At 73.7% G+C, this 26,235-nt stretch carries 21 protein-coding genes; 5 read left to right on the top strand and 16 right to left on the bottom strand.

Translation table 11 applies throughout. The annotated features are described in order from the left end of the window. Positions 1-47 precede the first annotated feature (47 nt). The 9 genes from EV376_RS09660 to EV376_RS09620 all read right to left on the bottom strand — a co-directional run bounded on the left by EV376_RS09660 (position 48) and on the right by EV376_RS09620 (position 10,129). Positions 48-1,244: an SIS domain-containing protein gene (locus EV376_RS09660; protein WP_130321871.1), complete on the bottom strand. Its 1,197-nt coding sequence runs from the start codon at positions 1,242-1,244 to the stop codon at positions 48-50. Next, entirely contained in the window at positions 1,241-1,426 is a 186-nt protein-coding gene (locus EV376_RS09655) for a Trm112 family protein (RefSeq protein ID WP_130321869.1), read from the bottom strand. Before EV376_RS09655 ends, EV376_RS09660 begins: the two co-directional genes overlap by 4 nt. Positions 1,427-1,488: 62 nt before the next feature. Continuing rightward, the gene (locus tag EV376_RS09650) at positions 1,489-2,874 is read right to left on the bottom strand and encodes a phosphomannomutase/phosphoglucomutase (RefSeq protein ID WP_130321867.1); all 1,386 of its coding nucleotides are present in this window, start codon (positions 2,872-2,874) and stop codon (positions 1,489-1,491) included. A 122-nt stretch (positions 2,875-2,996) separates the two neighbouring features. Next, positions 2,997-4,082, bottom strand: a complete 1,086-nt coding sequence (locus tag EV376_RS09645; RefSeq protein ID WP_207228089.1) for a hypothetical protein — start codon at positions 4,080-4,082, stop codon at positions 2,997-2,999. 212 nt (positions 4,083-4,294) lie between these two features. Beyond that, a complete protein-coding gene (nfi, locus tag EV376_RS09640) occupies positions 4,295-4,990 on the bottom strand; it encodes a deoxyribonuclease V (RefSeq protein WP_130321863.1) in 696 nt (231 codons plus the stop codon). 213 nt (positions 4,991-5,203) lie between these two features. Continuing rightward, positions 5,204-5,443 (bottom strand): hypothetical protein, encoded by a 240-nt coding sequence (locus tag EV376_RS09635; protein ID WP_130321861.1) that lies wholly within the window; start codon positions 5,441-5,443, stop codon positions 5,204-5,206. An 88-nt stretch (positions 5,444-5,531) separates the two neighbouring features. Further along, positions 5,532-9,371, bottom strand: coding sequence for a toxin glutamine deamidase domain-containing protein (locus EV376_RS09630; protein ID WP_130321859.1), 3,840 nt, complete (start codon positions 9,369-9,371; stop codon positions 5,532-5,534). A gap of 15 nt (positions 9,372-9,386) precedes the next feature. After that, a complete protein-coding gene (locus tag EV376_RS09625) occupies positions 9,387-9,716 on the bottom strand; it encodes a hypothetical protein (protein WP_486482569.1) in 330 nt (109 codons plus the stop codon). After that, the gene (locus EV376_RS09620; RefSeq protein ID WP_130321855.1) at positions 9,716-10,129 is read right to left on the bottom strand and encodes a YbaB/EbfC family nucleoid-associated protein; all 414 of its coding nucleotides are present in this window, start codon (positions 10,127-10,129) and stop codon (positions 9,716-9,718) included. The genes EV376_RS09625 and EV376_RS09620 overlap by 1 nt, the downstream gene beginning before the upstream one ends. 81 nt (positions 10,130-10,210) lie before the next feature. On the opposite strand from EV376_RS09620, the gene EV376_RS09615 reads away from it, so the two are divergent. Next, complete coding sequence (locus EV376_RS09615) at positions 10,211-11,443, top strand: SUKH-3 domain-containing protein (RefSeq protein WP_130321853.1); 1,233 nt, start codon at positions 10,211-10,213, stop codon at positions 11,441-11,443. A gap of 33 nt (positions 11,444-11,476) precedes the next feature. Here EV376_RS09615 and EV376_RS09610 read toward each other — a convergent pair whose 3' ends face one another. Next, positions 11,477-12,916 (bottom strand): aldehyde dehydrogenase family protein, encoded by a 1,440-nt coding sequence (locus EV376_RS09610; RefSeq protein ID WP_130321851.1) that lies wholly within the window; start codon positions 12,914-12,916, stop codon positions 11,477-11,479. Positions 12,917-13,051: 135 nt separating this feature from the next. On the opposite strand from EV376_RS09610, the gene EV376_RS09605 reads away from it, so the two are divergent. From EV376_RS09605 to EV376_RS09595, 3 genes are all read left to right on the top strand, one after another. Further along, the gene (locus EV376_RS09605; RefSeq protein ID WP_130321849.1) at positions 13,052-14,491 is read left to right on the top strand and encodes a gamma-aminobutyraldehyde dehydrogenase; all 1,440 of its coding nucleotides are present in this window, start codon (positions 13,052-13,054) and stop codon (positions 14,489-14,491) included. Between the two features lie 66 nt (positions 14,492-14,557). Beyond that, the gene (gabT, locus tag EV376_RS09600) at positions 14,558-15,832 is read left to right on the top strand and encodes a 4-aminobutyrate--2-oxoglutarate transaminase (RefSeq protein WP_130321847.1); all 1,275 of its coding nucleotides are present in this window, start codon (positions 14,558-14,560) and stop codon (positions 15,830-15,832) included. A gap of 171 nt (positions 15,833-16,003) precedes the next feature. Then, entirely contained in the window at positions 16,004-17,947 is a 1,944-nt protein-coding gene (locus EV376_RS09595; protein WP_130321845.1) for a S8 family peptidase, read from the top strand. Positions 17,948-18,045: 98 nt separating this feature from the next. Here the strand turns inward: EV376_RS09595 and EV376_RS09590 are convergent, their stop codons facing one another. The 6 genes from EV376_RS09590 to EV376_RS09565 all read right to left on the bottom strand — a co-directional run bounded on the left by EV376_RS09590 (position 18,046) and on the right by EV376_RS09565 (position 24,720). Beyond that, on the bottom strand, positions 18,046-18,717 hold the full coding sequence (locus tag EV376_RS09590) for an RlpA-like double-psi beta-barrel domain-containing protein (protein ID WP_130321843.1): 672 nt from the start codon (positions 18,715-18,717) through the stop codon (positions 18,046-18,048). Between the two features lie 113 nt (positions 18,718-18,830). Beyond that, positions 18,831-19,466 carry a M15 family metallopeptidase gene (locus EV376_RS09585; protein WP_130321841.1) on the bottom strand — a complete coding sequence of 212 codons (636 nt, stop codon included), beginning with the start codon at positions 19,464-19,466 and terminating at the stop codon, positions 18,831-18,833. Continuing rightward, positions 19,463-20,593, bottom strand: a complete 1,131-nt coding sequence (locus EV376_RS09580; RefSeq protein WP_130321839.1) for a D-alanine--D-alanine ligase family protein — start codon at positions 20,591-20,593, stop codon at positions 19,463-19,465. The genes EV376_RS09585 and EV376_RS09580 overlap by 4 nt, the downstream gene beginning before the upstream one ends. Beyond that, a complete protein-coding gene (locus EV376_RS09575) occupies positions 20,590-22,854 on the bottom strand; it encodes a pyridoxal-phosphate dependent enzyme (protein ID WP_130321837.1) in 2,265 nt (754 codons plus the stop codon). Before EV376_RS09575 ends, EV376_RS09580 begins: the two co-directional genes overlap by 4 nt. Positions 22,855-22,999: 145 nt before the next feature. Next, complete coding sequence (locus tag EV376_RS09570) at positions 23,000-24,058, bottom strand: sensor histidine kinase (RefSeq protein ID WP_130321835.1); 1,059 nt, start codon at positions 24,056-24,058, stop codon at positions 23,000-23,002. Next, positions 24,055-24,720, bottom strand: coding sequence for a response regulator transcription factor (locus tag EV376_RS09565; protein WP_130321833.1), 666 nt, complete (start codon positions 24,718-24,720; stop codon positions 24,055-24,057). Before EV376_RS09565 ends, EV376_RS09570 begins: the two co-directional genes overlap by 4 nt. Positions 24,721-24,945: 225 nt before the next feature. On the opposite strand from EV376_RS09565, the gene EV376_RS09560 reads away from it, so the two are divergent. Then, complete coding sequence (locus EV376_RS09560; protein WP_130321831.1) at positions 24,946-26,226, top strand: GAF domain-containing protein; 1,281 nt, start codon at positions 24,946-24,948, stop codon at positions 26,224-26,226. Positions 26,227-26,235: the final 9 nt, after the last annotated feature.

Below are 26,235 nucleotides of genomic sequence, written 5' to 3'. Positions count from 1 at the left end.
CTGCCACCTCGCTGCGCTCGCTCACGCCGCCACCTCGCTGCGCTCGCTCACTGGTTTGCCAGCTCCTTCATCTCGGTGATGGCCGGGACGGCCATCGGGTCCAGCCCGTGGGCCAGGGCGAGGTAGATCGAGGCGAAGTCCGGAACCGCGATCAGCGAGGCGAGCCGTTCCAGCGCCGAACCGCCCTCGGCGGTCACCACGTCGCAGCGCACTCCCCGCCGCTCGGCGAGGGTCTGGACCGCCTCCGCGCGCCGCTCCTCGACCACGAGCGGTTCGTCGGCGTCGTCCTCCGGGTTGAGGCCGCCGTCGCGCAGCAGCACCAACCGCAGCCGGGTACCGGTGGGCGCCTCGTCCTCCGGGTCGGCGAAGATGTCCCGCTCCCCCTCGACCAGGCCGCCGAAGACCCCGTCGAGCAGGCCGACCCGGCCGCGGCCGGCCTCGCCCAGCGCCCCGGAGACCACCGGGTAGCGGGCGTTCGCCGACAGCGTGTCGCCGAAGCGGCGAGCCGCGACGGTGGCCAGCGGCGACGAGCCCCAGACGATCGGGATCGAGCCGGCCAGGCCCAGCGCCAGCGACTTGGCCGGGTTGACGAAGGACTCGGCGGACGGGCGGCACCGGTCGGCGTCCGCGTCCAACCGCGCCGCGGTCTCCGCCAGGTCCGCCTCGTTGACCTTCACCAGGCCGAGCGTACGAGCCGCCAGCAGCACCGGCACGGTGAGCGCCCAGAGGCTGGCCCGGGCCGGGGCGCGCCGGGGCACCGGGATGAACGGGGCCCGGGCGCGTTCCGCCACCGACTGCAGCTGCGAGTCCGGAGCGCCGACCGCGACCAGGCGGGCGCCCCGCCGGTGGGCCGCCTCGGCCGCGCCGAGCGCCTCGGGACTCCGGCCGGAGGCGCTGACCGCGATGACCACGTCGGCGGCGCCCACCCAGCCGGGCACGCCGGCACTGCGATGCGGAATCACCGGCACCGGGCAACGCGGCCCGGCGACGGTCGCCAGCACGTCACCGGTCCGCCCGGCCGTGCCGATCCCGGCGATCACCACCGCCCGCGGGCGCCCCTCGTCGGCCAGCACCGACAGGTTGGCCTCCGCGGTGAGCGCCGCCGACTCGCGGACCTGCGCCCCGGCGGAGGCGGTGTGCCGCAGCATCCCGCCCGGATCCCGCTCGGCGAGCGCGTCCGAGTCGTCGAGCAGCGCCTCGTCGGCTTCACGCTGGCCGCTGACCCCGGCCGTACCGTCGATCACGACCGCTCCGCCGGGCCGCCACGCGCCTCGTCCAGCAGCAGCACCGGTACGTCGTCGCGGACCTCGAAGATCCGGCCGCACTCCGTGCAGGTCAGCGTCTGCTCCCCGGCGTCGTAGTCGAGCGGGGCGTGGTGCGTGTCCGGGCAGGCGAGGATCTCGAGCAACTGCGGGTCCAGGGCCACGGCGCGGCTCCTTCCACCTCTGTGACTTGACCGGTCGGCGGTGCCGGCCGGCGCACGGGATCTTATCGGCGAACCCGGTCGAGCACCTCGTCGCGGAGCGAGGTCATCCGTTCCCGGGTCGGGGCCTCGACGTTGAGCCGCAGCAGCGGCTCGGTGTTGGAGGCCCGCAGGTTGAACCAGGCACCGTCGGGAAAGCGCAGCGTCAGGCCGTCCAGCTCGTCGGCCTCGGCCTCGGGATACGCGGCCCGCACCTCGGCGACCTTCGCCGTCTGGTCGTCGACCGTGGAGTTGATCTCTCCGGAGGCGACGTAGCGCTCGTACTCGCCGGCCAGCACGGACAGCGGAAGCGACTGCTCCCCCAGCGCGGCCAGGGTGTGCATCGCCGCGAGCATGCCGGTGTCGGCGAACCAGAAGTCCCGGAAGTAGTAGTGGGCGGAGTGCTCGCCACCGAAGATGGCGTTCGTCCGCGCCATCTCCGCCTTGATGAACGAGTGCCCGACCCGGGACACGACCGGCTCCCCGCCGTTCTCCCGGATGATCTCCGGGACCGCGCTGGACGTGATCAGGTTGTGGATCACCGTCGAGCCCGGGTGCTTCGCCAGCTCACGCGCGGCGACCAGGGCCGTGATCGCGGACGGCGAGACCGGCTCGCCGCGCTCGTCGACGACGAAGCAGCGGTCGGCGTCGCCGTCGAAGGCCAGACCGATCTCCGCACCGTGCTGGAGGACCGCCCGCTGAAGGTCGACCAGGTTCTTCGGGTCCAGCGGGTTCGCCTCGTGGTTGGGGAACGTGCCGTCCAGCTCGAAGTAGAGCGGCACGATCTCCAGCGGCAGCGCCGGCAGCGCCGCGTCGCCGAGCACGGTCGGGACGGTGTAGCCGCCCATGCCGTTGCCGGCGTCCACGACGACCTTCAACGGCCGGATGCGGGAGAGGTCGACCAGCTTGCGCAGGTATCCCGCGTAGTCCGCGAGCAGGTCGCGCCGGTGCACCGCAGCGGACGGCTCCCCGGCCGGACGCGGGTCACCCGAGGCCAGCAGCGCCTGCGCCCGGTCCCGGATCTCGGCCAGGCCGCTGTCCTGGCCGATCGGGCGGGCACCGGAGCGGCACAGCTTGATGCCGTTGTACTGCGCCGGGTTGTGGCTGGCGGTGAACATCGCCCCGGGCAGGCCGAGCGAACCGGAGGCGTAGTAGAGCATGTCGGTCGAGGCCAGGCCCAGCTCGACGACCGCACGCCCCTCCGCCCGCAGGCCGGCGGCGAAGGCGGCGGCGAGGCCGGGACCGCTGGCGCGCATGTCGTGGGCGATCAGCACCGCCTCGCCCGACTCTCCGGAGGCGTTGAGCACCTGGGCGAAGGCCGCACCGAGCGCCTCCGCCACCCGCTCGTCCCACTGCTCCGGCACCGTCCCACGAACGTCGTAGGCCTTCACGATCTGGGACAGATCAGTCACCGGTTCCGCTCCTCGCGCTGCTGGTCGTCAACGGCCTGAGCGTATCGGAGGGTCGCCGGGCGCTCCGGCCCACACGGAGAGCCGGCCGGCGAACCGCCAGGCCAGCTCGTGGACCGGCGCCCTCAGTCGGGCAGCCGGGGCATGAACCGGGTGCGGTCCTCCTCGGCCGGCGGACGCGACGCCGGGGTGCCGTACTGACCCGGGACGGGTGGGGCCGGAGGGGCCGCCGGGGGGTCCTGCGGTTCCGGCCCACCCGGCATCATCTGGGTGGCTTCGGCCGGGGATCCGTAGAGACCCGGGGCGGGGCGCTGTGCCGGCGGGGCGCCGTAGAGCCCTGGTGTGGCCGGGCGGCCGCCGACCGGATTCCCGTACACCTGGCCGGGCTGGCCCGGGACGGGGGGTGGGGCCTGCGCGGAGCGGTAGGTGCCCGGGGCCGGCGGGGCGCCGGGGGTCGGCGTCTTGTCCTCCCGGAAGCGGCGGATCAGCAGGACGATCAGGACGATGCCGACCGCGACCATGGCCATTCCGAAGAACATGATCATCGAGCCGCCGGACGACTGGGCCGCCACCGGGCTGGCCGCACCGCCCGGGTTGGCGAGGGCGTCGACCGAGGTGCCGTCCTCGGCGGTGGCCGCCTCCGTCTCCTCGGCGCTCGGCGTCGGCGAGGGAGTCCGCGACCGGGACGGCGTCGGCGACGCGGAGACCTTGCCGCCGGCCACCCGGGAGCCGTCGGAGCCCCGGCCGAGCACCTGGCCGACCGCGTTGGTGGCCTCGCCGACGACGGCCAGCCGGCCTTCCGGGGTGTCGGCGGCGAACGCCACCCGGTACCGCACGGTGATGCGCTTGCCCTTGCAGAGCCGCGGGTTCGCCGGTGAGGTCACCGCGGTGTTCACCCCACCGCCGCCACCGGAGAGCGCCACCGGGAACCACTGGCCACCCGCGTTGACCTGCACCCGGACCTGATCCCCGCGGAGCCCGTCGAGGCGCAGGGCGAGCGCGGTGCGCAGCAGCACGCAGCCGTCCGTGCGCTTGCGCACCTCCACGGCGACGCTCTGAGCCGCACCGCCGGCGGTGAACCGCCCAGCCGCGTTCACCCGGACCGGGTCCTCCTCGGCCAGCGCCGGCGACGCACCGAACGTCACCAGCGCGCCGACGACCGCGCAGACCGTCGCCAGCCGTGCCGTGAGCCGCCGTACCGCCATGATCACCTCGCCGTTTCTCCCCGATCGGGGTTCGCCGGTCAGGCTACTACCGGGCCCGAAGGACCCCCGGTCATAGAGCGCCCCGGATGTGCCCCCCGTTACTGTCCTCGCTGCCCCCACCCCCGGCTAGTTGATCATGCACCTTCCGCAACCGGCCCAGCTTTTGACCATGAACTTTTGGCGCTCGCCGCCGGCGTGTCGCAGCCACAACTTCATGATCAGCGACGAGGGCCCGCGGCGGCGGGCTGGGCGGAGGCCAGGGTGGCGCGGGACAGGCGGTCCGCCGTACGCGTTGTCTCCGGCAGCCGGAAGCGCGGCGCCAGCGCGAGCACCCGGTCGATCGCGTTCATCAGGCTCATGCCGTGCCCGACACTGACGAAGACCGGCTTCACCCCGTCCCGGGTCCGCAGCACCGCGCCCACCACCTCGTCACCGTCCACCAGCGGCGTCCAGGCGCCCCGCCGTTCGCCCGGCGGCGTCCACCGGCCCACCAGCGACGTCTTCCCGACCCCCACCGCCGGCAGCCCGGTGAGCACGCCCAGATGGCAGGCCAACCCGAACCGGCGCGGATGTGCCAGCCCGTGCCCATCACAGACGAGCAGCTCCGGCGGCGTACTCAGGCGGTGCAGCGCGTCGAGCAGCGCGGGCAGCTCCCGGAAGGCGAACAACCCGGGCACGTACGGAAAGGCCGGCCGCCCGACACTCACCGCTCGATCAACGACGGTCAGGGTCGCTGTGTCCAGCACCGTCACGGCCGCCGCGAGTCGGTCGCCGACGTCGTCGTACGCGACGTCCAGGCCGGCCACCCGAGCCGGCGCGGTCGGTCCGGGGCCGACCAGGTCGACGAGGGGACGAAGCCGATCCTGGACGGCGTGGGCGGCGGCGACGTCGCCGGGATGCTCGTACGGAACCATCGGACGCAACAATCAGCGCCTCCGCAGCAGGCTCATTCCTGATTCAAGTCCAGGTCGGAACGCCTCGCGCAATCCAGCGCTCAACGTCTGGTCAATTTCCGAGTCCGCATCGTTGACTGCGAGATTGGCGTACGTATAGCCCATCAGACCTATTGACACGCCGTCCCATCCTCAGTAGGGATGAGGTGCTCCCTTCAGCTATCGAACAGGCCTTTAGACAGCGGGCCGGCTGGGCCGTTTGAGGCTTGACGCGACCGTCAAACCGGCGGAGGAAACCGCCTCTTGCACCTCGGCAAGCGTTCTTTCCACCTCCTCCTCAGGCAGGTCCGCGGGCATCTCGACATCGATCCGCCACTCTGAGGTGTCCACGTCCCGCCACAGATCGACCTGGACCCAGCCTCCGTCAATCATCCGGCGAACCTCGCCGAACAGTTCGTCCCAGTCGTCCGTCAACCTGCCGGATGCTTGCAGTCCAAGTCGGGACCGCAGTCTGTCGAGTGTCGACTGGTCGAGCCTCTCCGTCAGTCTGAAAGCCCAGCTGTCAATCACGGCCTTCCTCGATCCGCCAATCAGAATCCCGGAAATGGGATGATACGCCGACGTGCGAGCGGTTCGGCGGACCAACGCTGGAGAAGATCGCCGGCACAACGTCTCGTCCGAGGCGCTCGCTGTACTCAGAAGCCCACGCGTGCAGAGCAGGGAAGCACAGCCGGCCAATCCTCTTGGTTATAAACCCGTACGTCTTGTTCACAACGGGCACGTCTGGGTAGCTCTGCCCTCCCAAGGTGCGCGCCCGTTCAACCATAACGTCTGATGAGATTTGAAAGTCGTAGTCGCTAGGGTCCTCCAATCCCAACCGGTGCATAGAGTCGAACGGCCGGCGCAACGGCAGCTCACCCTCTCCTTGCCATTCGATCAGCCGCGCATAAGCCTCCGGCTGCTCAGCCAGTTCAGCTTTCGTGGGTAGCCTTTTGTGTGGTCCAGAAAAGAATTCGACCGAGGATCCTTTGAGACGGACATCAACTTGATCGGGACGGATGCCGTCGGCCTCCAATGCAGTAAACAGATCTGAGCACAGTCGGCCGAAGGTATCCGCCGCTAGACCGAGCGGCGCAATCCGCTCAGCCCATGCGACAACCGCGTCCGGCGCTATCCCCAGGAAGTCGCAGTCTCGAGGTGATATCTGGTAGCCCGAGTCATCGGAAGGAAGCATTGCCCTGACATCAGCCCAACGCTCTTGGCGCTCACCCTCAGCCGACGTCTCATGATGTTCTCCCCCAGGCGGAAGGCCTGAGACACCCGACCCGGGGCTGGCCAAGAGGTGCAGGCGGTTCAGGTACGGCTCGCCGTACCCCTGGTGTTCGGTCGCCGGCGGGTACGCCGGCAGGTCCGGTCGTTGGCTGAACAGGCCGCGCCGCAGGCCCGCCAGTGGCATCGGCGCCCCGTCCCCACCGATGACGAGGACGTCCACGTCCACCGCGTTGTACGGATGCGGGACGCCGCGGTGGCGGCCCAGCGGCCGGGCGGCGATCTCGCCGGACTGCGGGTCGAGGTAGAGGATGCTGCCGTTCTGGTTCAGGGCGACCCAGATGTGGGAGCCGCCGCCCTCCCACTGGTTGATGACGAACGCGAAGCTGCCGTGGCCGCCGACGAGCAACTGGTCGCGCAGGTTCCGGTATCCGACGTCCAGGACGCGGGCGCGTTCGGCCGGCGACGTCGTGGACGGCTCGCAGAGGCGCTGGAAGCGTCCGCCGGTGACGTCCTCGATCCGGCCGGGGCCGTTCGCCTCGCCGTTGAGCGGGCGGGTGACGTCGCCGAGGGCGTACGCGTCGAACGTGCGGGGGGCCGAGACCCGCGGCCGGCCGTGCATCCAGGTCTCGAAGAGGGACAGGGTGCAGTCGACACAGTTGATGCCGCGGGTCGGGTCGGCCTGCGGCCCGCCGTCGTTGAGCAGCCCGAACCACCTACCGACCCGGGGATCGGGGGTACGGACCACCGTCCCGTCGGACCGGCGTGGTACCTGCCGCTCGACGTCCCGCTGGTGCAGCGCCAGCGGGGGCCGCAGCCCGCCGCGGCGACGGTACGGCCGGGACCGGTCGATCGGCGGCGGGTGATCGTCGCCGGTCAACGCCGACCGGTCGCCGGCCCGGACGGAGCCCGGCGCCAGGTCCCCGACGTCGTCGTTGACGCGCTCGAAGTCCTCGCCGCGCACGGTCACGACGCCGGGGGCGGCCGTACCGGCCAGGACCGCCTCCGCCAGATCCCGCTGGCGATGGCACCAACGCTCGCGCTCCCGGCCCTCGGCGCGGAGTTGGTCGGACACCGCGCGGTACCCGGCCTGCCCGAGCCGTCGGCTCTCGCTGAGCAGCCACCGGGCTTCGTCGTACGCGCGATCCGCCGCGCAGCGCAGTTGCTCCGCGCGGTCGCGGCGCCGGTTCTCCTCGTGGTTGTTCCGCTGGAACTCGAAGTGCCCCCGGTAGCGGCGCCGCTCGAAGGCATCCTGGTCGGCCGCCCACCGCGCCGCGTACCACTCCGGACTGCGGGGGCGGAGCGCCTCCGGTCGGGCCACCAGCGGGTCGTCCGTCGGCCGCAGCGGCGGGGCCGGCGGCAGGGGTGGCGCGAAGCCGGCGTCGAGCGGCGGGAGCGGCGGCGCAGCGCCGGATCGGGCCAGCGGAGGTGCGGGGGCGGACACGGCCGGCCCGGCAAGCGGCTGCGCCACCGGACCCGGCTGCGCCACCGGACCCGGCTGCGGCGCCGGACCCGCAGTCACGGGCGGAACCGGTGACGCGGTGGCCACCGGCGGGACCGGCCCGACGATTGGTGGCGCCGGAGGGGCCGCTTGCGTCAGTGGGCCGGTCGTGACCGCCGGGCCCGTCGAGGTGGCCACCGGTGGGCCGGCGGCGACTGCCGCTCCCGGGCCGGCGAGCGACGACGCGGCGACCGCCGGTGCGGCACCCGTGCCGTCGACCGGGACCGGCGCGACCGGTCCGGTGACGGTGACCGGCGCGGTCGGCCCGTCGGCCACCGCGGAGAGCACCGGGCTGGCGGGCGACGGAGGCGCGTCGGGCGCAACCCGCTCCGTCGACGACGGGCCGGACGCGTCGGCCACGACAGCGGCGTCGCCGGCCCGCGACGGTGCCGGCTCGGCTGCCCCCGTACCCCAGGGGGACGCCTCGCCGCCGACCACCGCAACGCTCGCGACAGCGGTCGTGTCGACCTCGCCCGATCGCTGGGTGGGCACGATCGCGTCCACCGGGGCGGTGCCGGACGCGGTCGGACCCACGGCGCCGGACACGATGGACGGACCACCGGGCGACGGGTCCGACACCATGGGTGGCGCCGGCAAGGACGGCATCCCCGACAGGGCGCTGAGCCGCCCGTCGAGGCGGGCGTGGAGAGCCGCGTCGGCCTGGGTGGTGGCCGAGCCGCGCACGCCCGAGACGGCCGCCCGGGCGGCCTCCTCCACGGACGCCGGCCCCTGGCCCGTCGCGAGGCTCGCGGCCTGTTCGGCGAGCACCTCGCCGGTCATCTCGCGGACGACGTGTTCGCCGATCCGGGCGCCCCGGCCGGTGGCGTGCCGGCCCAGGCCGGCGAGGGGCGCCACCGCGCCGCCGGCCAGCCCGCCGACCGCCGAGGTGGTCAGATCGGTCACGTCCAGGCCGTGCCGGCGGCCGGTGGAGTTCTGGTACGCCTGCGTGGCGAGGGTGACGCCGGACTCCTCGGCCGCCTCGGACAGGCCACCGACCACCGCCCGCCGCGTGAGCCCGCGGACGCCGCCCTGGGCGACCTCCTTGGCGGCGCGCTCCCCGGCTTCCTTCAGCCCCTGCTTGAGGGCCTTGCGGGCGAGCTGAGCCAGGAGCCGCTTGAAGATCTGCTGGACGATGACGCGGGTGGCGGTGATCGCGGCGGCCGCGGCGGGTGAGGCCGCGCCGGCGGTCAGCACGGTGGCGACCGCCAGACCGATCAGCTCGACGACCAGGATGCCCAGCTCGATCCAGACCTCCAGCTTGGCGCCCTCGATGTCGCAGCCGCACTCCTCGACCAGCCGACCCAGGTCGTGGCTGACCACCAGCAGCACGGGCAGCGGGGCGTCGTCGCCCTCGGCGATCCGGCGCCAGGCGCCGTCGAAGGCGGTCGCCACCGCGCCCACCCCGCCGTACCCGTCGCGTACCTCGGCGGCCGCGGTGACGGCGTCGGCGTGCGGGCCGCCCAGCGTGGCGGCCACCGCGTACCACTGGTCGGCCAGGTCCCACACCGCCCGCTCGTCGCCGTCCGGCCATTCCACCCCGACCACCCAGTCGAGGGCGTCGTACATCCAGCCGGGCAGGTCCCAGGGCGAGTAGTCGAGCGGGTGCGGGATGGGGCTCGGCAGCAACGTCATCGGCGTCCTCGCCGGTCAGCGGCCGTCGACCACGCGGCCGATCCGGCCCGCGTTGGCGGCGTCGGTGCGCTGCGTGGCGTCGACGGACCGGACCACGTCCAGCCCCAGCCCTTCGAGGTGCCGGCCCACCCCCTCCCAGACGCGCAGCACCGTCTGCTCGAAGCCGCGGTAGCCGCGCTCGAACGCGCCGCCGATGTCGTCCCGCCCCCACGGCCGCCCGGCGCTGGCCGCCGCGATCTCACCGCCGATCTGCCGGCGGCGGGCCGCGACCTCGGCACCGGCGGACGCCAGGTCGGCGCCGCCGCGCCGGGCCCGCTGCGGGTCGAGCCAGAGCTGGTCGCCCATCAGGTTTCCCGGCGCAGCGCGGCGTCGGCCCGCCCGAGCAGGGCCGACAGGTCACCGGTACGCAGGAAATCCGCCGCTCCGGTGCCCTCGGGCAGGTAGCCGGCGGTCAGCTCCCGCGCCGCGTCGGCGGCCGCCGACGCGGCCCGTTGCGCCGTCTCGGTGATCGCCCGGGCGAGCCCCCGGGCGTCCCGGTCCCGGTAGATCGCGGGATCGAGGTCCACCGAGATCAGGTCACCCCGGGCGCCGACGACCACGGTCACCCGCCCGTCGTCGGAGCGTCGGCTGATCCGCAGGTCGGCCAGCTTCCGGTGCAGTTCGTCCACACCGGACCGCAAGTGCTGGTACTGCTCGTACACCTCGTCGAACCGCGCCCGTAGCGCGCAGTTGGCGTCCCGGTCCGCGCTCTCGCCCAACGCACACCCTCCCCGATCACCGTCGGTAGGGGGAACCATACCGGCTGCCACGAAGCCGTGGGGTCCGGTAGTTTCAGGGATGTGATCGACCGCCAGCAGGCCGAGCAGATCGCCGCCGTGTGGGCCCGGCGCGACTCACAACGTCTCGGTCACGAGTGCCAGCCGATCGTCGACGAGTTCGACCTGGGCTTCGTGATCCGGTCCCTCGTGTCCACTGAGGCCCGCACGGTGCCGGGCGACCTGCCGACGACGGTGGTCGACAAGCGGACCGGCGAGGTGACCACCTGGCCCCGGGTGCCGGTCGAGCAGGTCGAGCGGATGTACCGGCGCAGCCGTCCGGCCGGCCTCACCCCGCCGCGTACCGTCGATCCCGCCGGTCAACTGCTACGCGAGATCCGGCGGCTGCCCACCCCGGCGACCGCCGCGCACCTGAGCCTCGACGGCCGGTTGTTCCGCGCCCAGGGCGCCAAGGGCGACGTCGAGCTCAACCACCACCCGCTGGTACGGGCGTACCTGGCCGGGCTGCCCCCGGGCCATCTGGTGCGCGGCGGCGAACGGCACGCCGAGCTGATCGTCGTTTCGGACGTGCTGCACGAGTACGATCACCGCCGCGCCGCCGAGGGCATCGAGCCGATGGCCGTGCCGGATGCGGAGACGCTGCTCGGGCAGGCCCGTTTCGAGGTGTTCCGGGTACGCGAACCGGGCGACCGGTACGCCGGCCGGGCCGAGCGCGGCTGCGACTCGTGCCTGAACTTCCTCGTGCACTTCAACGTCCTGCCCTGGTCGGAGCTGGCCTTCACCGCCGAGTGGCGGCCCGACCCGCAGCCACCGCACCACGCCGGCCGCTTCCCGTCCGAGGTCGCCGACGCGCTGATGGAGGGCGGCTGGGAGGAGAGCGAGTTCAACCCGGCCCTCGCGGCGGGGGCGATCCGGGAGACGTGCGAGGTGGCCGGTCGCTCGCACCGGCATGCGCCGTTCCCCGCCGCGCGGCGGGCGCTCACCGACTTCCCCGCCGTGGTGAGCAGCCGCCGTGGCCCGGGCGAGGCGGTGTGGATCAGCCGGTTCACGACGAACCCGCTGCACTGCGCGCACACCGCCGACGTCCTGGCCGACTTCGGAGCGGTGATCGGGGCGCGGCTGTTCCCGTTCGGCTCCGAGTTCGGCGAGAGCGTCTTCGCCGTCGACGAGCAGGGCCGGGTCTTCGCGCTGGACCAGGCGGGCGAGTGGTTCCTCGGCGAGACGGTCGACGCCGCCCTGACGACCCTCGTGCTCGGCCGCGCCCCGGCCCGCGTCCGCGACGACGGCACGTGGTGAGCCGCGACCCCGTTGTCAACCGGGGGCTCTTCCTTACACCGCGACGCCGGTGAGGACGAGGACGCGCGGCTCGGTGTAGTCGTCCATCGCGCTGCGGACCCCCTCCCGCCCGACGCCGGAGCCCTTGACCCCGCCGTACGGCATCTGGTCGGCCCGGTACGACGGCACGTCCCCGACGATCACCCCGCCCACCTCGAGGACCTGTCCGGCCCGGAACGCCGTGTCCAGGCGGTGGGTGAACACGCCCGCCTGCAACCCGTACGGCGAGTCGTTGACCGCCGTGAACGCGGCGTCGTCGGTCTCCGCCCGGGCGACCACCAGCACCGGCCCGAACACCTCCTCGGCGCTGACCTTGGCGTCCTTCGGGACTCCGGACAGCACGGTCGGCGGGTACGCGGCACCCTCCCGCTGGCCGCCGACCTCGATCCGGGCGCCCGCCGTGACCGCCTCGTCCACCCAGGCCTCGACCCGGCGGGCGGCGTCCTCCGAGACGAGCGGCCCGACGTCGGTCAGCTCCGACGACGGGTCACCGGTGCGCAGCTCCTGCACGGCGGCGACGAGCCGCGGCAGGAAGCCGTCGTAGAGCCACTCGTGCACGTACACCCGCTGCACCGCGATGCACGACTGCCCGGCCTGGTAGTTGGCGAACGTGGCGATCCGGTGCGCGGCGAAGGTCAGGTCCTCGTCGGAGTTCCAGTCCTCGCAGATCACCGCCGCCGCGTTGCCGCCCAGTTCCAGCGTCACGTGCTTCTCCGGCACCGACCGGCGGATGGCCGCGCCGACCGGACCGGAACCGGTGAACGACACCACCGGCAGGCGCGGGTCGGCGACCAGGTCGGCCGCGCGCTCGTTGGGCAGCGGCAGCACCGAGAACATGCCCTCCGGCAGGTCGGTCTCGGCGAGCAGTTCGCCGAGCAGCAGCGCCGACAGCGGGGTGGCCGGGGCCGGCTTGACGATGATCGGGGCGCCGACCGCGACGGCCGGGGCGACCTTGTGCGCCACCAGGTTGAGCGGGAAGTTGAACGGCGCGATCCCCAGCACCGGGCCCTTCGGCACCCGGCGCACCAGGGCCATCCGGCCGCCGGCGGCGGGGTCGGTGTCGAGGCGTTGCAGCTCGCCGGAGAAGCGGCGGGCCTCCTCGGCGGCCCAGCGGAAGGTGGACACGGCCCGGCCGACCTCGGCCCGGGCCCACTTGACGGGCTTGCCGTTCTCGGCCGTGATGAGCGCCGCGACCTCGTCGGCCCGCTCGGCGAGCCGCCGGGAGACGTGGTCCAGGGCCGCCGCGCGCGCGTGCGCGGGCAGGGCCGCGGCCGCCGCGGCCACCCCGGCGGCTGCCGCGACGGCGGCCTCGACCTGGTCGGGGGTGGCGAGGGTGGTACGCCCGACGGCGCGCCCGTCGTACGGGTGGTGGACGGTCAGCTCGTCCGCGCCGCGGGCGGGACGGGAGGCGACATAGAAGGCTACGGACTCCACGCCGAGCAGCCTAGACGACCGACGGGCCGACGAAAACAGTCGCCGTAGGCCTTGTCTGCTGCGAATTCAGTGGCCAAGATGGCAAGCACATTGCGATATCGCGCAGACCGTTCCCCCAACGGAGTTGATCCCGTCATGAGCGACCAGCAGCAGCTGCGGAACTTCGTCAACGGCGAGTACGTCGAGCCGGCCGACGGCGGCTACGCCGACCTGATCGACCCCTGCACCGGCGAGGTGTTCGCGCAGGCGCCGGTGTCCGGCGCGGCCGACGTGGACGCCGCGATGAAGGCCGCCGCCACCGCCTTCGAGGGCTGGCGCGACACCACCCCGGCCGAGCGGCAGAAGGCGCTGCTCAAGCTCGCCGACGCGGTCGAGGCCCGCGCGGCGGAGCTGGTCGACGCCGAGGTACGCAACACCGGCAAGCCGCGCCAGCTCACCGCGGACGAGGAGCTGCCGCCGGCCGTGGACGAGTTCCGCTTCTTCGCCGGCGCCGCCCGCCTCCTCGAAGGACGCTCGGCCGGCGAGTACCTGGCCGGCCACACCTCCTACGTCCGGCGCGAGCCGATCGGCGTGTGCGCCCAGGTCACGCCCTGGAACTATCCCCTGATGATGGCGGTCTGGAAGATCGCCCCGGCCCTGGCCGCCGGCAACACCGTGGTGCTCAAGCCGTCCGACACCACCCCGGTGTCCACACTGCTCCTGGCCGAGATCGCCGCCGAGTTCTTCCCGCCGGGTGTGTTCAACGTCGTCTGCGGCGACCGGGACACCGGCCGCGCCCTCGTCTCCCACCCGACCCCGCAGCTGGTGTCGATCACCGGTTCGACCCGCGCCGGCATGGAGGTCGCCGCCGCCGCCGCCGCGCCCGACCTCAAGCGGACCCACCTGGAGCTGGGCGGCAAGGCCCCGGTGGTGATCTTCGACGACGCGGACGTCGCGGCGGCGGCCGAGGCGATCGCCGTGGGCGGCTACTTCAACGCCGGTCAGGACTGCACCGCCGCGACCCGGGTGCTCGCCGGCCCCGGAATCCACGACGACTTCGTGGCCGCCCTCGCCGAACAGGCCCGCAACACGAAGACCGGCGCGCCGGACGACGAGGACGTGCTCTACGGCCCGCTGAACAACGCCAACCAGCTCGCCCGGGTACGCGGCTTCGTGGACCGGCTGCCGGACCACGCGAACGTCGAGACCGGCGGTTCGCAGCTCGGCGACCGCGGCTACTTCTACGCCCCGACCGTCGTCTCCGGCGTACGGCAGGCCGACGAGGTCATCCAGCAGGAGGTGTTCGGCCCGGTCATCACCGTGCAGCGCTTCGCTGCCGAGGACGAGGCGGTGCGCTGGGCCAACGGCGTCGAGTACGGGCTGTCCGCCTCGGTCTGGACGAAGGACCACGGCCGGGCGATGCGGATGACCCGCCGACTCGACTTCGGCTGCGTCTGGGTCAACACGCACATCCCGTTCATCTCCGAGATGCCGCACGGCGGCTTCAAGCACTCCGGGCACGGCAAGGACCTCTCCGTCTACAGCCTGGAGGACTACACCCGGATCAAGCACGTCATGCACAACATCGAGGCCTAGTGAGGCGCGGGGAGTGGAGCCGGGTTTGCGAGCCCCGCAGTCGCGAACGAAAGAAGGCACAGCCGCATGACTTCCTCTGACGAACTGCACAAGCGGCGCGGTGCCGCCGTCGCCCGGGGCGTCGGCAGCGTCGTCTCCGCCTACGTGGCCCGGGCGGGCGGCGGCACCATCACCGACGTCGACGGGCGCGAGTGGATCGACTTCGCCGCCGGCATCGCCGTCACGAACGTCGGCAACTCGGCCCCCCGGGTGGTGGAGGCGGTGCAGGCGCAGGTCGAGCGCTTCACGCACACCTGCTTCATGGTCGCGCCGTACGAGTCCTACGTGGCGGTGTGCGAGCAGCTCAACGCGCTCACCCCGGGCACCTTCGAGAAGCGGTCGGCGCTGTTCAACTCGGGCGCCGAGGCGGTGGAGAACGCCGTCAAGGTCGCCCGGCACGCCACCGGACGACCGGCCGTGGTGGTGTTCGACCACGCCTACCACGGCCGGACCAACCTGACCATGGCGCTGACTGCGAAGAACATGCCGTACAAGCACCGGTTCGGGCCGTTCGCCGGTGAGATCTACCGGGTGCCGATGTCGTACCCGCTGCGCGACGGCGGCCTCGACGGCCCGACCGCGGCCGCCCGGGCCATCGAGATGGTGGAGAAGCAGGTCGGGGCCGAGAACGTCGCGGCGCTGCTGATCGAGCCGATACAGGGCGAGGGCGGCTTCGTCGTACCGGCGGCGGGGTTCCTGCCGGCACTGCGCGAGTGGGCGACGGCGGCCGGGGTGGTCTTCATCGCGGACGAGATCCAGACCGGCTTCTGCCGCACCGGCGACTGGTTCGCCTGTCAGCACGAGGGCGTCGAGCCGGACCTGGTCACCCTCGCCAAGGGCATCGCCGGCGGCCTGCCCCTCGCGGCGGTGACCGGCCGGGCCGAGCTGATGGACGCGGTGCACGTCGGCGGCCTCGGCGGCACGTACGGCGGCAACCCGATCGCCTGCGCGGCGGCGCTCGCCAGCATCGAGACGATGCACGAGCTGGACCTGGCCGGCGCCGCTCGGCGGATCGGCCAGGTCATGGGCGACCGGCTGCGCGCCGTCGCCGCCCGTGACCCGCGCGTCGCCGAGGTGCGCGGCCGGGGCGCGATGCTCGCCGTGGAGATGGTGCGGCCGGGCACCCTCACCCCGGACCCGGCCGCCACGGCCGCGGTGTCGGCGGCCTGCCACGCCGCCGGCCTGCTCACCCTCACCTGCGGCACGTACGGCAACGTGCTGCGCCTCCTGCCCCCGCTGGTGATATCCGTCACTGAGTTGGACCGTGGCCTGGACATCCTGGAGGCGGCTTTCGGCAGCTGACGCTGGCGGGCCGGGCCGGGCCCGGCTGTGGCCGAGACATCTTTTACCACCGCCAGCCAAATATCGAAAGATCTACACATTCGACCGTCGGCCCTCTACATTCTTCTCACCTTGATCAACTGTGATCGATGGCGTGACCCGCCGTCGTCAAGCGAGAGGAACACCCGAGGGATGACGACTCCCCAGCCGTTCGCGCGCCGCCGGCGCCTCGGTGTGCTGGCGGCCGCGGCCGCCACCGCCGTGGCGTTCAGCGCCCCCGCGACCGCCGCCCCCGCCGCCCCAGCCGAGGGGCAGATTCTCCAGGCCGGTGGCGCGACCGCCGTCGCCGATTCGTACATCGTGGTGCTGAAGGACACCTCGGCGGCCCGGGCTGCGGTGACCGACACCGCCCGTGACCTGGTCGGCCGGCACGGCGGCTCGGTGGCCCGCACCTACCAGCACGCGCTGCGCGGCTTCGAGGCGCGGCTCTCCGAGACGGCCGCCAAGCGCCTCGCCGCCCACCCGTCGGTCCAGTACGTGCAGCAGAACCACACCATCCGGCTCGCCGGCACGCAGAGCCCCACCCCGTCCTGGGGTCTGGACCGGATCGACCAGCGCGCCCTGCCGCTGAACAACTCGTACACGTACCCGAACACCGGCTCCGGCGTGAAGGCGTACATCATCGACACCGGCATCCGGTTCGGCCACAACGACTTCGGCGGGCGGGCCGTCTCCGGCTTCGACTCGATCGACGGCGGCAGCGCGGATGACTGCAACGGGCACGGCACGCACGTCGCCGGCACGGTGGGCGGCACGACGTACGGGGTCGCGAAGGGCGTCACCCTGGTCGGCGTCCGGGTACTGGACTGCTCGGGCAGCGGCACCGACGCGGGCGTGATCCAGGGCGTCGACTGGGTGACCGCCGACCACGCCGCCGGCCAGCTCGCGGTGGCCAACATGAGCCTCGGCGGCTCCTTCAGCCAGGCCCTGAACGACGCGGTGGCCCGGTCCATCGCCGACGGCGTCAGCTACGGTCTCGCCGCCGGCAACGACAGCGGCGCCAACGCCTGCAACAGTTCGCCGGCCAGCACCCCCGCCGGCATCACGGTCGGCTCGACCACCAGCACCGACGCCCGCTCGTCGTTCTCCAACATCGGATCCTGCCTGGACATCTTCGCCCCGGGCAGCTCGATCACCTCGGCCTGGCACACCAGCAACACCGCCACGAACACCATCAGCGGCACCTCGATGGCCACCCCGCACGTGGTCGGCGCCGCCGCGCTCGTGCTCGCCGCCAACCCGTCGTTCACCCCGCAGCAGGTGCGCGACAAGTTGGTCGCCGACGCCACGAGCAACGCGGTCAGCAACCCCGGCACCGGCTCGCCCAACAAGCTGCTCTACGTGGGCGACGGCGGCACCACGCCCCCGCCGCCGTCCGGCTGCACCCAGACCAACGGCACGGACGTGACCATCCGCGACAACGCCACGGTGGAGAGCACCATCACGATCTCGGGATGCAGCGGCAACGCCGGCGCCGGCAGCACCGTCGCGGTCGACCTGGTGCACACCTACATCGGTGACCTGGTGGTCAGCCTCGTCGCACCGGACGGCAGCACCTACACCCTGCACAACCGCAGCGGCGGCTCCGCCGACAACATCAACCAGACCTACACCGTCAACCTCTCGGGCGAGGTCGCCAACGGCACCTGGCGGCTGCGCGTCCAGGACGCCGCCGCCGGCGACACCGGCTACCTGAACAGCTGGACGCTCAACCTCGCCGGCTCGGGCACCCAGCAGTGCACCGGCACCAACGGCGGCAACGTGACGATCAGCGACTACGCGACGGTGACCAGCACCATCGCGATCAGCGGCTGCACCGGCACCGCCTCCTCGACCAGCAAGGTCGCGGTCAACCTGGTCCACACCTACATCGGTGACCTGGTGGTCAGCCTCGTCGCACCGGACGGCAGCACCTACACCCTGCACAACCGCAGCGGCGGCTCCGCCGACAACATCAACCAGACCTACACCGTCAACCTCTCCAGCGAGACCCGCAACGGCACCTGGACCCTCCGGATCCAGGACGCCGCCGGCGGCGACACCGGCTACCTGGACGCCTGGACGCTGACCCTCTAGCGGGGCACCACCACCGGCGCGGCCACCGTACGCCGGCCGCGCCGCAGGGCCCCTCGCCATCGCACCGCCGTGGCGAGGGGCCCCTGGTCGCGCTCGGGTCAGCGCACCAGCTCGACCGTGTTTCGGCGGACCAGGTTCTTGCCCGGCTCGCGGATCGCCTCCATCGCGGCGTCGTTCAGCAGCACGCAGCTACCGGACGGGCCGGTCACGCTCACCGTCACCACCTTGCCGTTGTCCAGGTTGGTCACCCGCAGCCGCGTACCGACCGGGAACCGGTTGCTGGTCGCGGCCGGCGCTCCGGCCGCCCCGGCGAAGGTGATCGCCCCCTGGCAGACCGAGGCCGGGACCGGTCCGGACGAACCGGGCGAGGCGGAGCCGGGGCGTACCGTCGCGGGGTCCGACGGCGCGGCCGCCGCACCCTCGCCGACCACCTCGACCACGTTGCGTCGGATGACGTTCTTCCCCGGCTCCCGGACGAGGTCCATCGCCGCCGCGTTCAGCAGCACGCAACTGCCCGACGGCCCCGTCACCGTCACCTCGGTCGACCGGCTGTTGTCCAGGTTCGTCACCCGCAGCCGGGTGCCGACCGGGAAGCGGTTGCTGGTCGCCGCGGGCGCACCACCCTCGGCCGAGAAGGTCACCGAGCCCTGGCAGACGGAGGCGCGGGGCGAGGCGGTGTCGGCGAACCCGAGGCCCGTGCCGACCGCCACCGCCGCAGCGGCGGCCACCGCCACCCCCGCCGCCAGTACGTGCTTGCGCTGCACCCTCACGTCGTTCCTCCTCGTCCGCTGGTGCCGTGTCGCGGGCGGGTACGGCGTGGGAGCGATGCCCGGTTCAGGCCTGTGACCCTTGTCGAAAACAAACCTTCAAATGAACCCGACGGTCACACCGGCCCGTAGCGGGTGCACGGCGCCCCGGTCAGCAGCGCCCAGTACCGGTCGCCGTAGGACCAGTGCCACCACTCCGTCGGGTAGTTCACCAGGCCCGCCCCGCGCAGCGCCGCCACCAGCACCCGCCGGTTCCGGCGCGCCGCCACCGGTATGTGCGCGGCCGCGGTGAAGCAGGCGTTGGCGCTGGCCTCCGGGGTGGCATCGATCGCCGTGCCCATGTCCAGCTCGACGCCGCCGACGTCGCAGAGGGTCAGGTCCACCGCCCCGCCGGTGCTGTGCGGGGCCACCTCCACCGGCGAGACGAACTTGGTGGTCTCCCGGTGCAGCCGATCGGCCGACCACTCCGGGTACCGAAGGCGCAGCTCGTCCCGGTAGCCGAGGAAGATGTCCAGCTGCGCCTGGTACGGCCGGTACCCCTCGATGACCAGCAGGCGCAGGCCGTCGGGCAGGGCGCGCTGCGCGGCCAGCAACCGCTCCGCGACACCCCGGCGCACCCGGGCGTACGCCCCGGCGGGATCGGCGGCCCGACCGTCCAGCCGCAGCTCCGGGACGTCCCGCAGGTCGACGAGCGGTTCCCCGTCGTCGCTGCTGGGCACCGCCGCCACCCGCGGATCGGAGAGCAGGATCATCGCGTGCCCTCCGGTACGCCCGCCGGCCGACCCGCGTGCCGCTCGACGGCGAGCCCGACCAACCGGTCCACCACCTCGCGGTAGCCCACGCCGGCGGCGGCCCACACCTTCGGGTACATCGAGTGCGCGGTGAAGCCGGGCATCGTGTTCAGCTCGTTGACGTACAGGTCACCGGTCGCCTCGTCGTACAGGAAGTCGACCCGGGCCAGGCCCCAGCCGCCGATCGCGGCGAACGCGCGCACCGACAGCTCGCGGATCCGCTCGGTGACCTCCTCGGGCAGCGGCGCCGGGACGGTCATCGGGTCGGCGTCGCCGAAGTACTTCTGGCGGTAGTCGAACCAGCCACCGGCCACCCGCACCTCGCCGACCGCGGACGCCTCCGGACGCCAGCCGCCGAGCACGCCGCACTCCAGCTCCCGACCGGTCACGCCCTGCTCGACCAGGACGACGCTGTCGTGCCGCAGCGCCTCCGCCACCGCCGCCGCCAGGTCGTCGCCCTCGGCCACCCGGGAGATCCCGATCGAGGAACCCATCCGGGCCGGCTTGACGAACAGCGGCCGGCGCAGGCCGAGCACCAGTTTCTCCGGGTCGTCCGCCTCCCGCCAGGTCGTCGCGTCGAACGAGACGTGCGGGGTGATCGGTACGCCCTCGCCGCGCAGCGCCCGCTTCATCGCGACCTTGTCCATCCCGACGGCGGAGGCGAGGATGCCGCACCCGACGTACGGCACGCCCAGCGACTCGAGCAGCCCCTGCACCACCCCGTCCTCCCCGTACGGGCCGTGCAGGACCGGGAAGACCACGTCCAGTTCGGCGTGCACCGCACCGGGCGAGTTCGTCACGGTGACCACCGCCGTTCCCGCCCGGTTTCCGGCGCGCAGCTGCACCGGTGGCCCGGTCACGGGCAGCCGGTCGTCGATCGCCCGACCGGTGCCCGTGCCGGCGCGGAGACCGGCGAGCACCGCGTCCGGCACGAGACGGAAACCGCCGGTGCGGGTGATGCCGATCGCCACCACGCGGTGACCGGCGTCGGCCAGGGCCCGGGCCACGCCGAGCGCCGAGGCGCAGGAGACCTCGTGCTCCGCCGAGGGGCCGCCGAACAGGACTCCGACACGTGCCTGCTCGCTCATGCCGCCGCTCCTTCCGTCGTCAGGTCGGCGAGCTGCCGGGACGCCAACCGCGCCACCAGCTCCGCCTCGACATTTCCGCCGGTCAGCACCACGCCGACCGTGCGGTACCGCTGATCGCCCCCGGCGCGGCCGGCACCGGCCGGAGCGGACACCACCGCGCCGGGATCCGCCGCCAGGCGCAGCGCACCCGCCAGCCCGGCCGCGCCGGACGGCTCGGCGAGCACCTTGAGTTCCAGCAGGAGCAGCCGGAACGCCTCGGCGATCTGGTCGTCGTCGACCCGGACGACGCCCCGCACCGCGTCGCGCACGACGGCGAACGGCAACTCACCCACGCAGGTGGGGCGCAGCCCGTCGGCGATCGTGTCCGCCGGGGCGACCGGCGTTGGCCGGCCGGCCACCAGGCTGCGGGCCAGCGAGTCGCAGCCGACCGGCTCGACCCCGTACACCTCGATCGGCGTGCCGGCCGCGGCCAGGCAGGCGCCGGCGACACCCCCGCCGCCACCGACCGGCACCACCAGCGCGTCCAGCGGTGTCCCGGCCCGCTCGGCCTGCTCGATCAGCTCCCGGCTGGCGCTGCCCTGCCCGGCGATGACGTCCGGGTGGTCGTACGCGTCGATCAGCGGGTGGCCCTGCTCGGCGCCGAGCCGGCGGGCGGTCGCGAGCCGCTCCTCGACCGTGGTGCCGGCGAGGATCACCCGCGCCCCCGCCGCCCGGGCCCGGGCCACCTTGGTCGGCGCGGCGTCCACCGGCAGCACCACGGTCGCCGCCAGCCCGTGCCGGCGGGCCGCCAGCGCCACCGCCACCGCATGGTTGCCGGTGCTCTGGGCGACCACGCCGGTGTGCCCGGCCGCGACGAGCCGCCCCACCGCCAGCATCGCCCCGCGCATCTTGTAGGAGCCGCCGGTCTGGAGGTTCTCCGCCTTCAACAGGAGCCGGACACCGGCCAGCCGGTCGATGGCCGGGGAGTTCAGCACGGGCGTACGCACCACCCGCCCGGCCAACCAGTGGGCGGCCTCCTCGACACGGGACCGGTCCGGCAGGACCGGGACATCGGTACGGGACATGGTCTCTCCTTCGGGTTCGAGGTGCGGGCCGGCCGGAAGGTGGCCGGCGCGGACGATCGCGGCCCGGCCGGCGCCAGCGCGGCGGATCGGGCCTCGGCCGGCGTCGGCGCGAGGCGACGGGCCTCGGCCGGACCGGACCCGGCGCGGCAGGTCGAACAGCCAGTCCTCGCCGGCGGACCGGAGTCCCCGGTGGACGGCCAGGCTGAGCCCCAGCACCACGGCGGTGAGCAGGACCGGGTAGCCGGCAGCCAGCAGCGCCCGCCCGGGTCCGTCCAGCCCGCTGACCGGGCCGGCGAGGAACCGGTGCAGCAACGCGAGCACCGGCATGTGGATCACGTAGATCGGCAGTGTCCGCCGCCCGAGCGCGGCGAGTGGCCGGCCGACGGTTCGCCACCGGGCGACGACGGCCGCCGCGGCGAGGCCGAACGCCACCGCGACACCGGACACCACCAGCCACACGCCGGGCCAGCGCTCGGCGCCGGCCAGCGCCATCGCGGCCAGCGCCGCCGCGTAGCCGGCGGCGACCGCCGCCAGCCGGCGGTTCGTCGCGGTGACCGCGAAGCGCCGCAGGTACGGGTGCAGGTGCACGCCGGCGAGGAAGAACACCAGGTTCTGGTAGACACCGCCCCGGTTGCCCGGCGTGGCGAGCAGGCCCGCCGCGGTGCCGGCCGACAGCGCGCCGGCGAGGGTGAGCAGCACGGCCGGGTGGACCCGGCGCAGTGCCCGGGCCACCACGAAGTAGAGCGCCAGCGCGTACAGGTACCAGAGGTTGGACGGCGTGACGGTGAGCTGGGCCAGCAGGCCGCCCGGGCTGGTGGCCCGGTCGGTCGGGAAGCCCGGGACGGCGGCCAGCACGGCGGTGTGGATCAGCAGCCACGTCGCGTACAGGTGGAGGTTCCGGGCGATCCGGGTACGGCCCGCGGCTCGCCACGTCCGGTTGACGGCGCCCGCCGCGAAGATCCCGGAGATGGTGAAGAACAGCGGCATCCGCAGCGGCAGCAGCTGCTCGCCGAGCAGCCCCCACGCCCCCGGCACCGGTACGGCCACCCGCCAGTCGATCTGCAGGTAGTGCTTGACGATCACGTGCCAGAGCAGCACGAGGACGATGCAGGCGCCCTTGGCCACGTCGGCCCACGTCTCGCGGCCGGCCGCCGCCGGGCCGCCCGCGTCGGGCGTTGTCGGGTCAGTTCTGGTCACGTCGTCCTCCTCTCCGACCTCCGGGCCGGAGCGCCGGGTCCCGTCGACGGGACCAAGCGGTTTCCGGGCAGGCCGCAGCCGGGGAGGCCGCCCCGGGCGGCTCCCGTGCTGTGGGTTCGATGTGTGGTCCGGCCGGGCGGCCGGGTCAGTGCGGCCCGGGCAGCTGGACGTCGACCCGCAGGCCGCCGTCCTCGCCGGGCCGGGCGGCGATGACGCCGTCGTGGGCCTGGGTGATCGAGCGGGCGATGGCCAGGCCGAGACCGGCGCCGCCGCTGGAGTTCGTCCGGTCCCGCGCCAGGCGCCGGAAGGGCTCGAAGAGTCCGGCGACCGCCTCGGCCGGGACGGCCTGGCCGGTGTTGACCACGGTCAGCGCCGGGGTCCCGCCGACCGTGACGGTGAGCCGGCCGCCCGGCCGGTTGTACTTGATCCCGTTCTCCACCAGGTTGGTCACCAGGCGCTCCAGCAGCACCCGCTCGCCCAGCACCACCCGGGGCGCGAGCCGGCTCTCCACGGTCACCCCGGCCTCCGTCGCCCGGTCGGCGTACGCGGCCAGCACACCGCCGGCGATCTCGTCGAGGCGCTGCGGCGTGGACGAGCGCAGCCCCTGGTCGCTCTCGCTGAGCGCGAGCAACCCCTCGATGAGCCGCTCGTTGCGCTCGTTGGTCTGCAGGAGCTGGGCGGTCAGCAGCTCGAGCTGCTCGCCGGTCAGCGTCCGGGCCATGCCGACCTCGATCAGGGTCCGCTGGACCGCGAGCGGCGTACGCAGCTCGTGCGAGGCGTTCGCGGCGAACCGCCGCTGCCCCTCGTACCCGGCGGTGATGCGTTCCATCATCTCGTCGATCGCCCGGGCCAGCCGGGCCAGCTCGTCGCGACCCCGCGGCCGGATCCGGTAACCGAGGTTCTGCGGCCCGACGTGCGCGACCGGCTCGGTGAGGTCGCGGACCGGGCGCAGGCACCACCGGGCGGCGCCCCAGAGCGCGGCCACCGCCGCCACGACCAGGCCGAGAACGACCAGCTGCGGCAGCAGAACGGTGGACTGGCCGGCCGCCTGGCACACCGTTCCCAGCCCCGGCACGGGCAGCTCGCACACCTGCTGGGCACGCCACCACACGGCCTTGAGCAGCCACTTGACCAGGCCGGGCAGGGAGTATCCGACGAACAGGGCGAGCACCCCGACCAGCAGGACCCGGCGACGCGGGCTCACTCCGGGCCGCCGATCCGGTAGCCGGCCTTCGGCACGGTGTGGACGACCGACGGCTGGCCGAGCTTCTTGCGCAGGGTCATCACGGTCACCCGCACCACGTTCGTGAACGGGTCGGCGAACTCGTCCCACGCCTGCTCCAGCAGGTCCTCCGCGCTGACCACCCGACCGCCCGCGCGCATCAGCACGTGCAGCACGGCGAACTCCTTCGGGCTCAGGCTGAGCGGCCGGCCGTCGCGGGTGACGGTGTGCCGGGCCACGTCGAGCACCACGCCATGCTGTTCGAGCACCGGCGGCAGCGCCGGCGCGGACCGCCGGCCGAGGGCCTGCACCCGGGCGACCAGCTCGGCGAACGCGAACGGCTTGGTCAGGTAGTCGTCGGCGCCCAGCCCCAGGCCCTCCACCCGGTCCCGGATGCCGGCGGCCGCGGTCAACAGCAGCACGCGCGTACCGGCGTCGGTGCCGGCGAGGCTCCGGCACACCTCGTCGCCGGTGCGTCCCGGCATGTCCCGGTCCAGCACCGCCACGTCGTAGCGGTTCACCCCGACCCGCTCCAGCGCGGCGTCGCCGTCGTAGCAGACGTCGACCGCCATCGAGAGGCGACGCAGCCCCTCGGCGACCGTGTCCGCCAGCAACCGCTCGTCGTCCGCCACCAGCACCCGCACGCTTCCGCTCCCCGTGGTTCCTCGTTGTCCGGCATACGGTCTCAAGCAGGAGATAAGGGTTCCGTAAGGATCCGCCGGAGCCATCCTCCACGTCCGGCCCGCCAGACAAATGCGGTTAAGCCGGATCAGCCGCGCTGCGCCGTCCTGGCCCGTTCGTCCTCCTCGCGCCCGCGGGTTGGCGATCAGCGGTGAGCTGCGTCACGATGGGGCGCGAGGAGGTCGCCTGTGGCCGACCCGTGGCTCGCCCTGGAAATCGGCGTCGATCCGGCGGAGCGGATCGCGCAGGTGGGTGCCGCCCACGAGGCGTTCCTCACCGGGGCCGTGCCGCAGCGGGTACGCGAGGTGGTCCGCCGCTCCTGGGAGCGGTCGGCGCTGCTCGACCCCGAGAGCACCCCGCCGGTCGACCTGACCGACGACACGCTGGCGAGCTACCGCGCCGGGCACCCGCTCGCCCGGGTGCTGCCGCTCTTCCGGGACCTGCTCGGCGGCATCGCGCAGGACGGCGCGCACCTGATGGCGGTCTGCGACGCGTACGGGCGGCTGCTGTGGGTCGAGGGGCACCCCGGGGTGCTGCGCCGCGCCGAACGGATGAACTTCGTCCCCGGCGCCCGCTGGGACGAGGCGCACGCCGGCACCAACGCCCCCGGCACCGCCCTCGCCGTCGACCACAGCGTGCAGATCTTCGCGACCGAGCACTTCAGCCGCCGCGTCCAGCGGTGGACCTGCGCCGCCGCGCCGATCCACGACCCGGCCACCGGCCGGCTGCTCGGCGCCGTCGACATCACCGGCGGCGACCACCTCGCGAATCCGCAGAGCCTGGCGCTGGTCCGGGCCACCGCCCGGGCCGCCGAGGCGCTCCTCGCCGGTGCGGCACCCGTCGAGCCGGACGTGGTGCACGTGGCCGCGCTCGGCCGCGACGAGGCGGAGCTGCGGGTCGGCGGGCGCCGGATCCGGCTCGGTCGCCGACACAGCGAACTGCTGGCGCTGCTCGTCGACCATCCGGAGGGACGCACCGGCGAGCAGCTCGGCCTCGACCTCTACGGCGACGACCGGCTGCACCCGGTCACCCTGCGCGCCGAGCTGTCCCGGCTGCGTCGGGTGCTCGGCCCGGAGCTGCTCGACTCCCGCCCGTACCGGCTGCGCGGCCGGGTGCGCGCCGACTTCCGTACCGTCACCGACCTGCTGGAGCGCGGTGACCCGGCGGGCGCGCTCGAGGCGTACCCGGGAAGTCTGCTGCCCGCCTCCGACGCGCCGGGAGTCGCGCGACTGCGCCGGCTGGTCGACGGGCAGCTGCGCGCGGCGGTGCTGGCCACCGCGGACCCGGCGCTGCTCGCGGCCTGGACCGCGACGCCAGCCGGCGCCGACGACCTCACCGCCTGGGAGGCCCTGGCGCGGGCCCTGCCGCCGGGCGCGCCCCGCCGGCCCCTCGCGGTCGCGCGCGCCCGCCAGCTCGTCCAGGAGTACGACGTGGGCGGCGCAACGTCACTGCAACGTACCCGGCACTAGCGTCGCCGC

This window comes from Micromonospora sp. CNZ295 (assembly GCF_004217535.1).
Note: the sequence above shows the minus strand (reverse complement) of the source record. Positions and strands in the feature narration are given on the sequence as shown.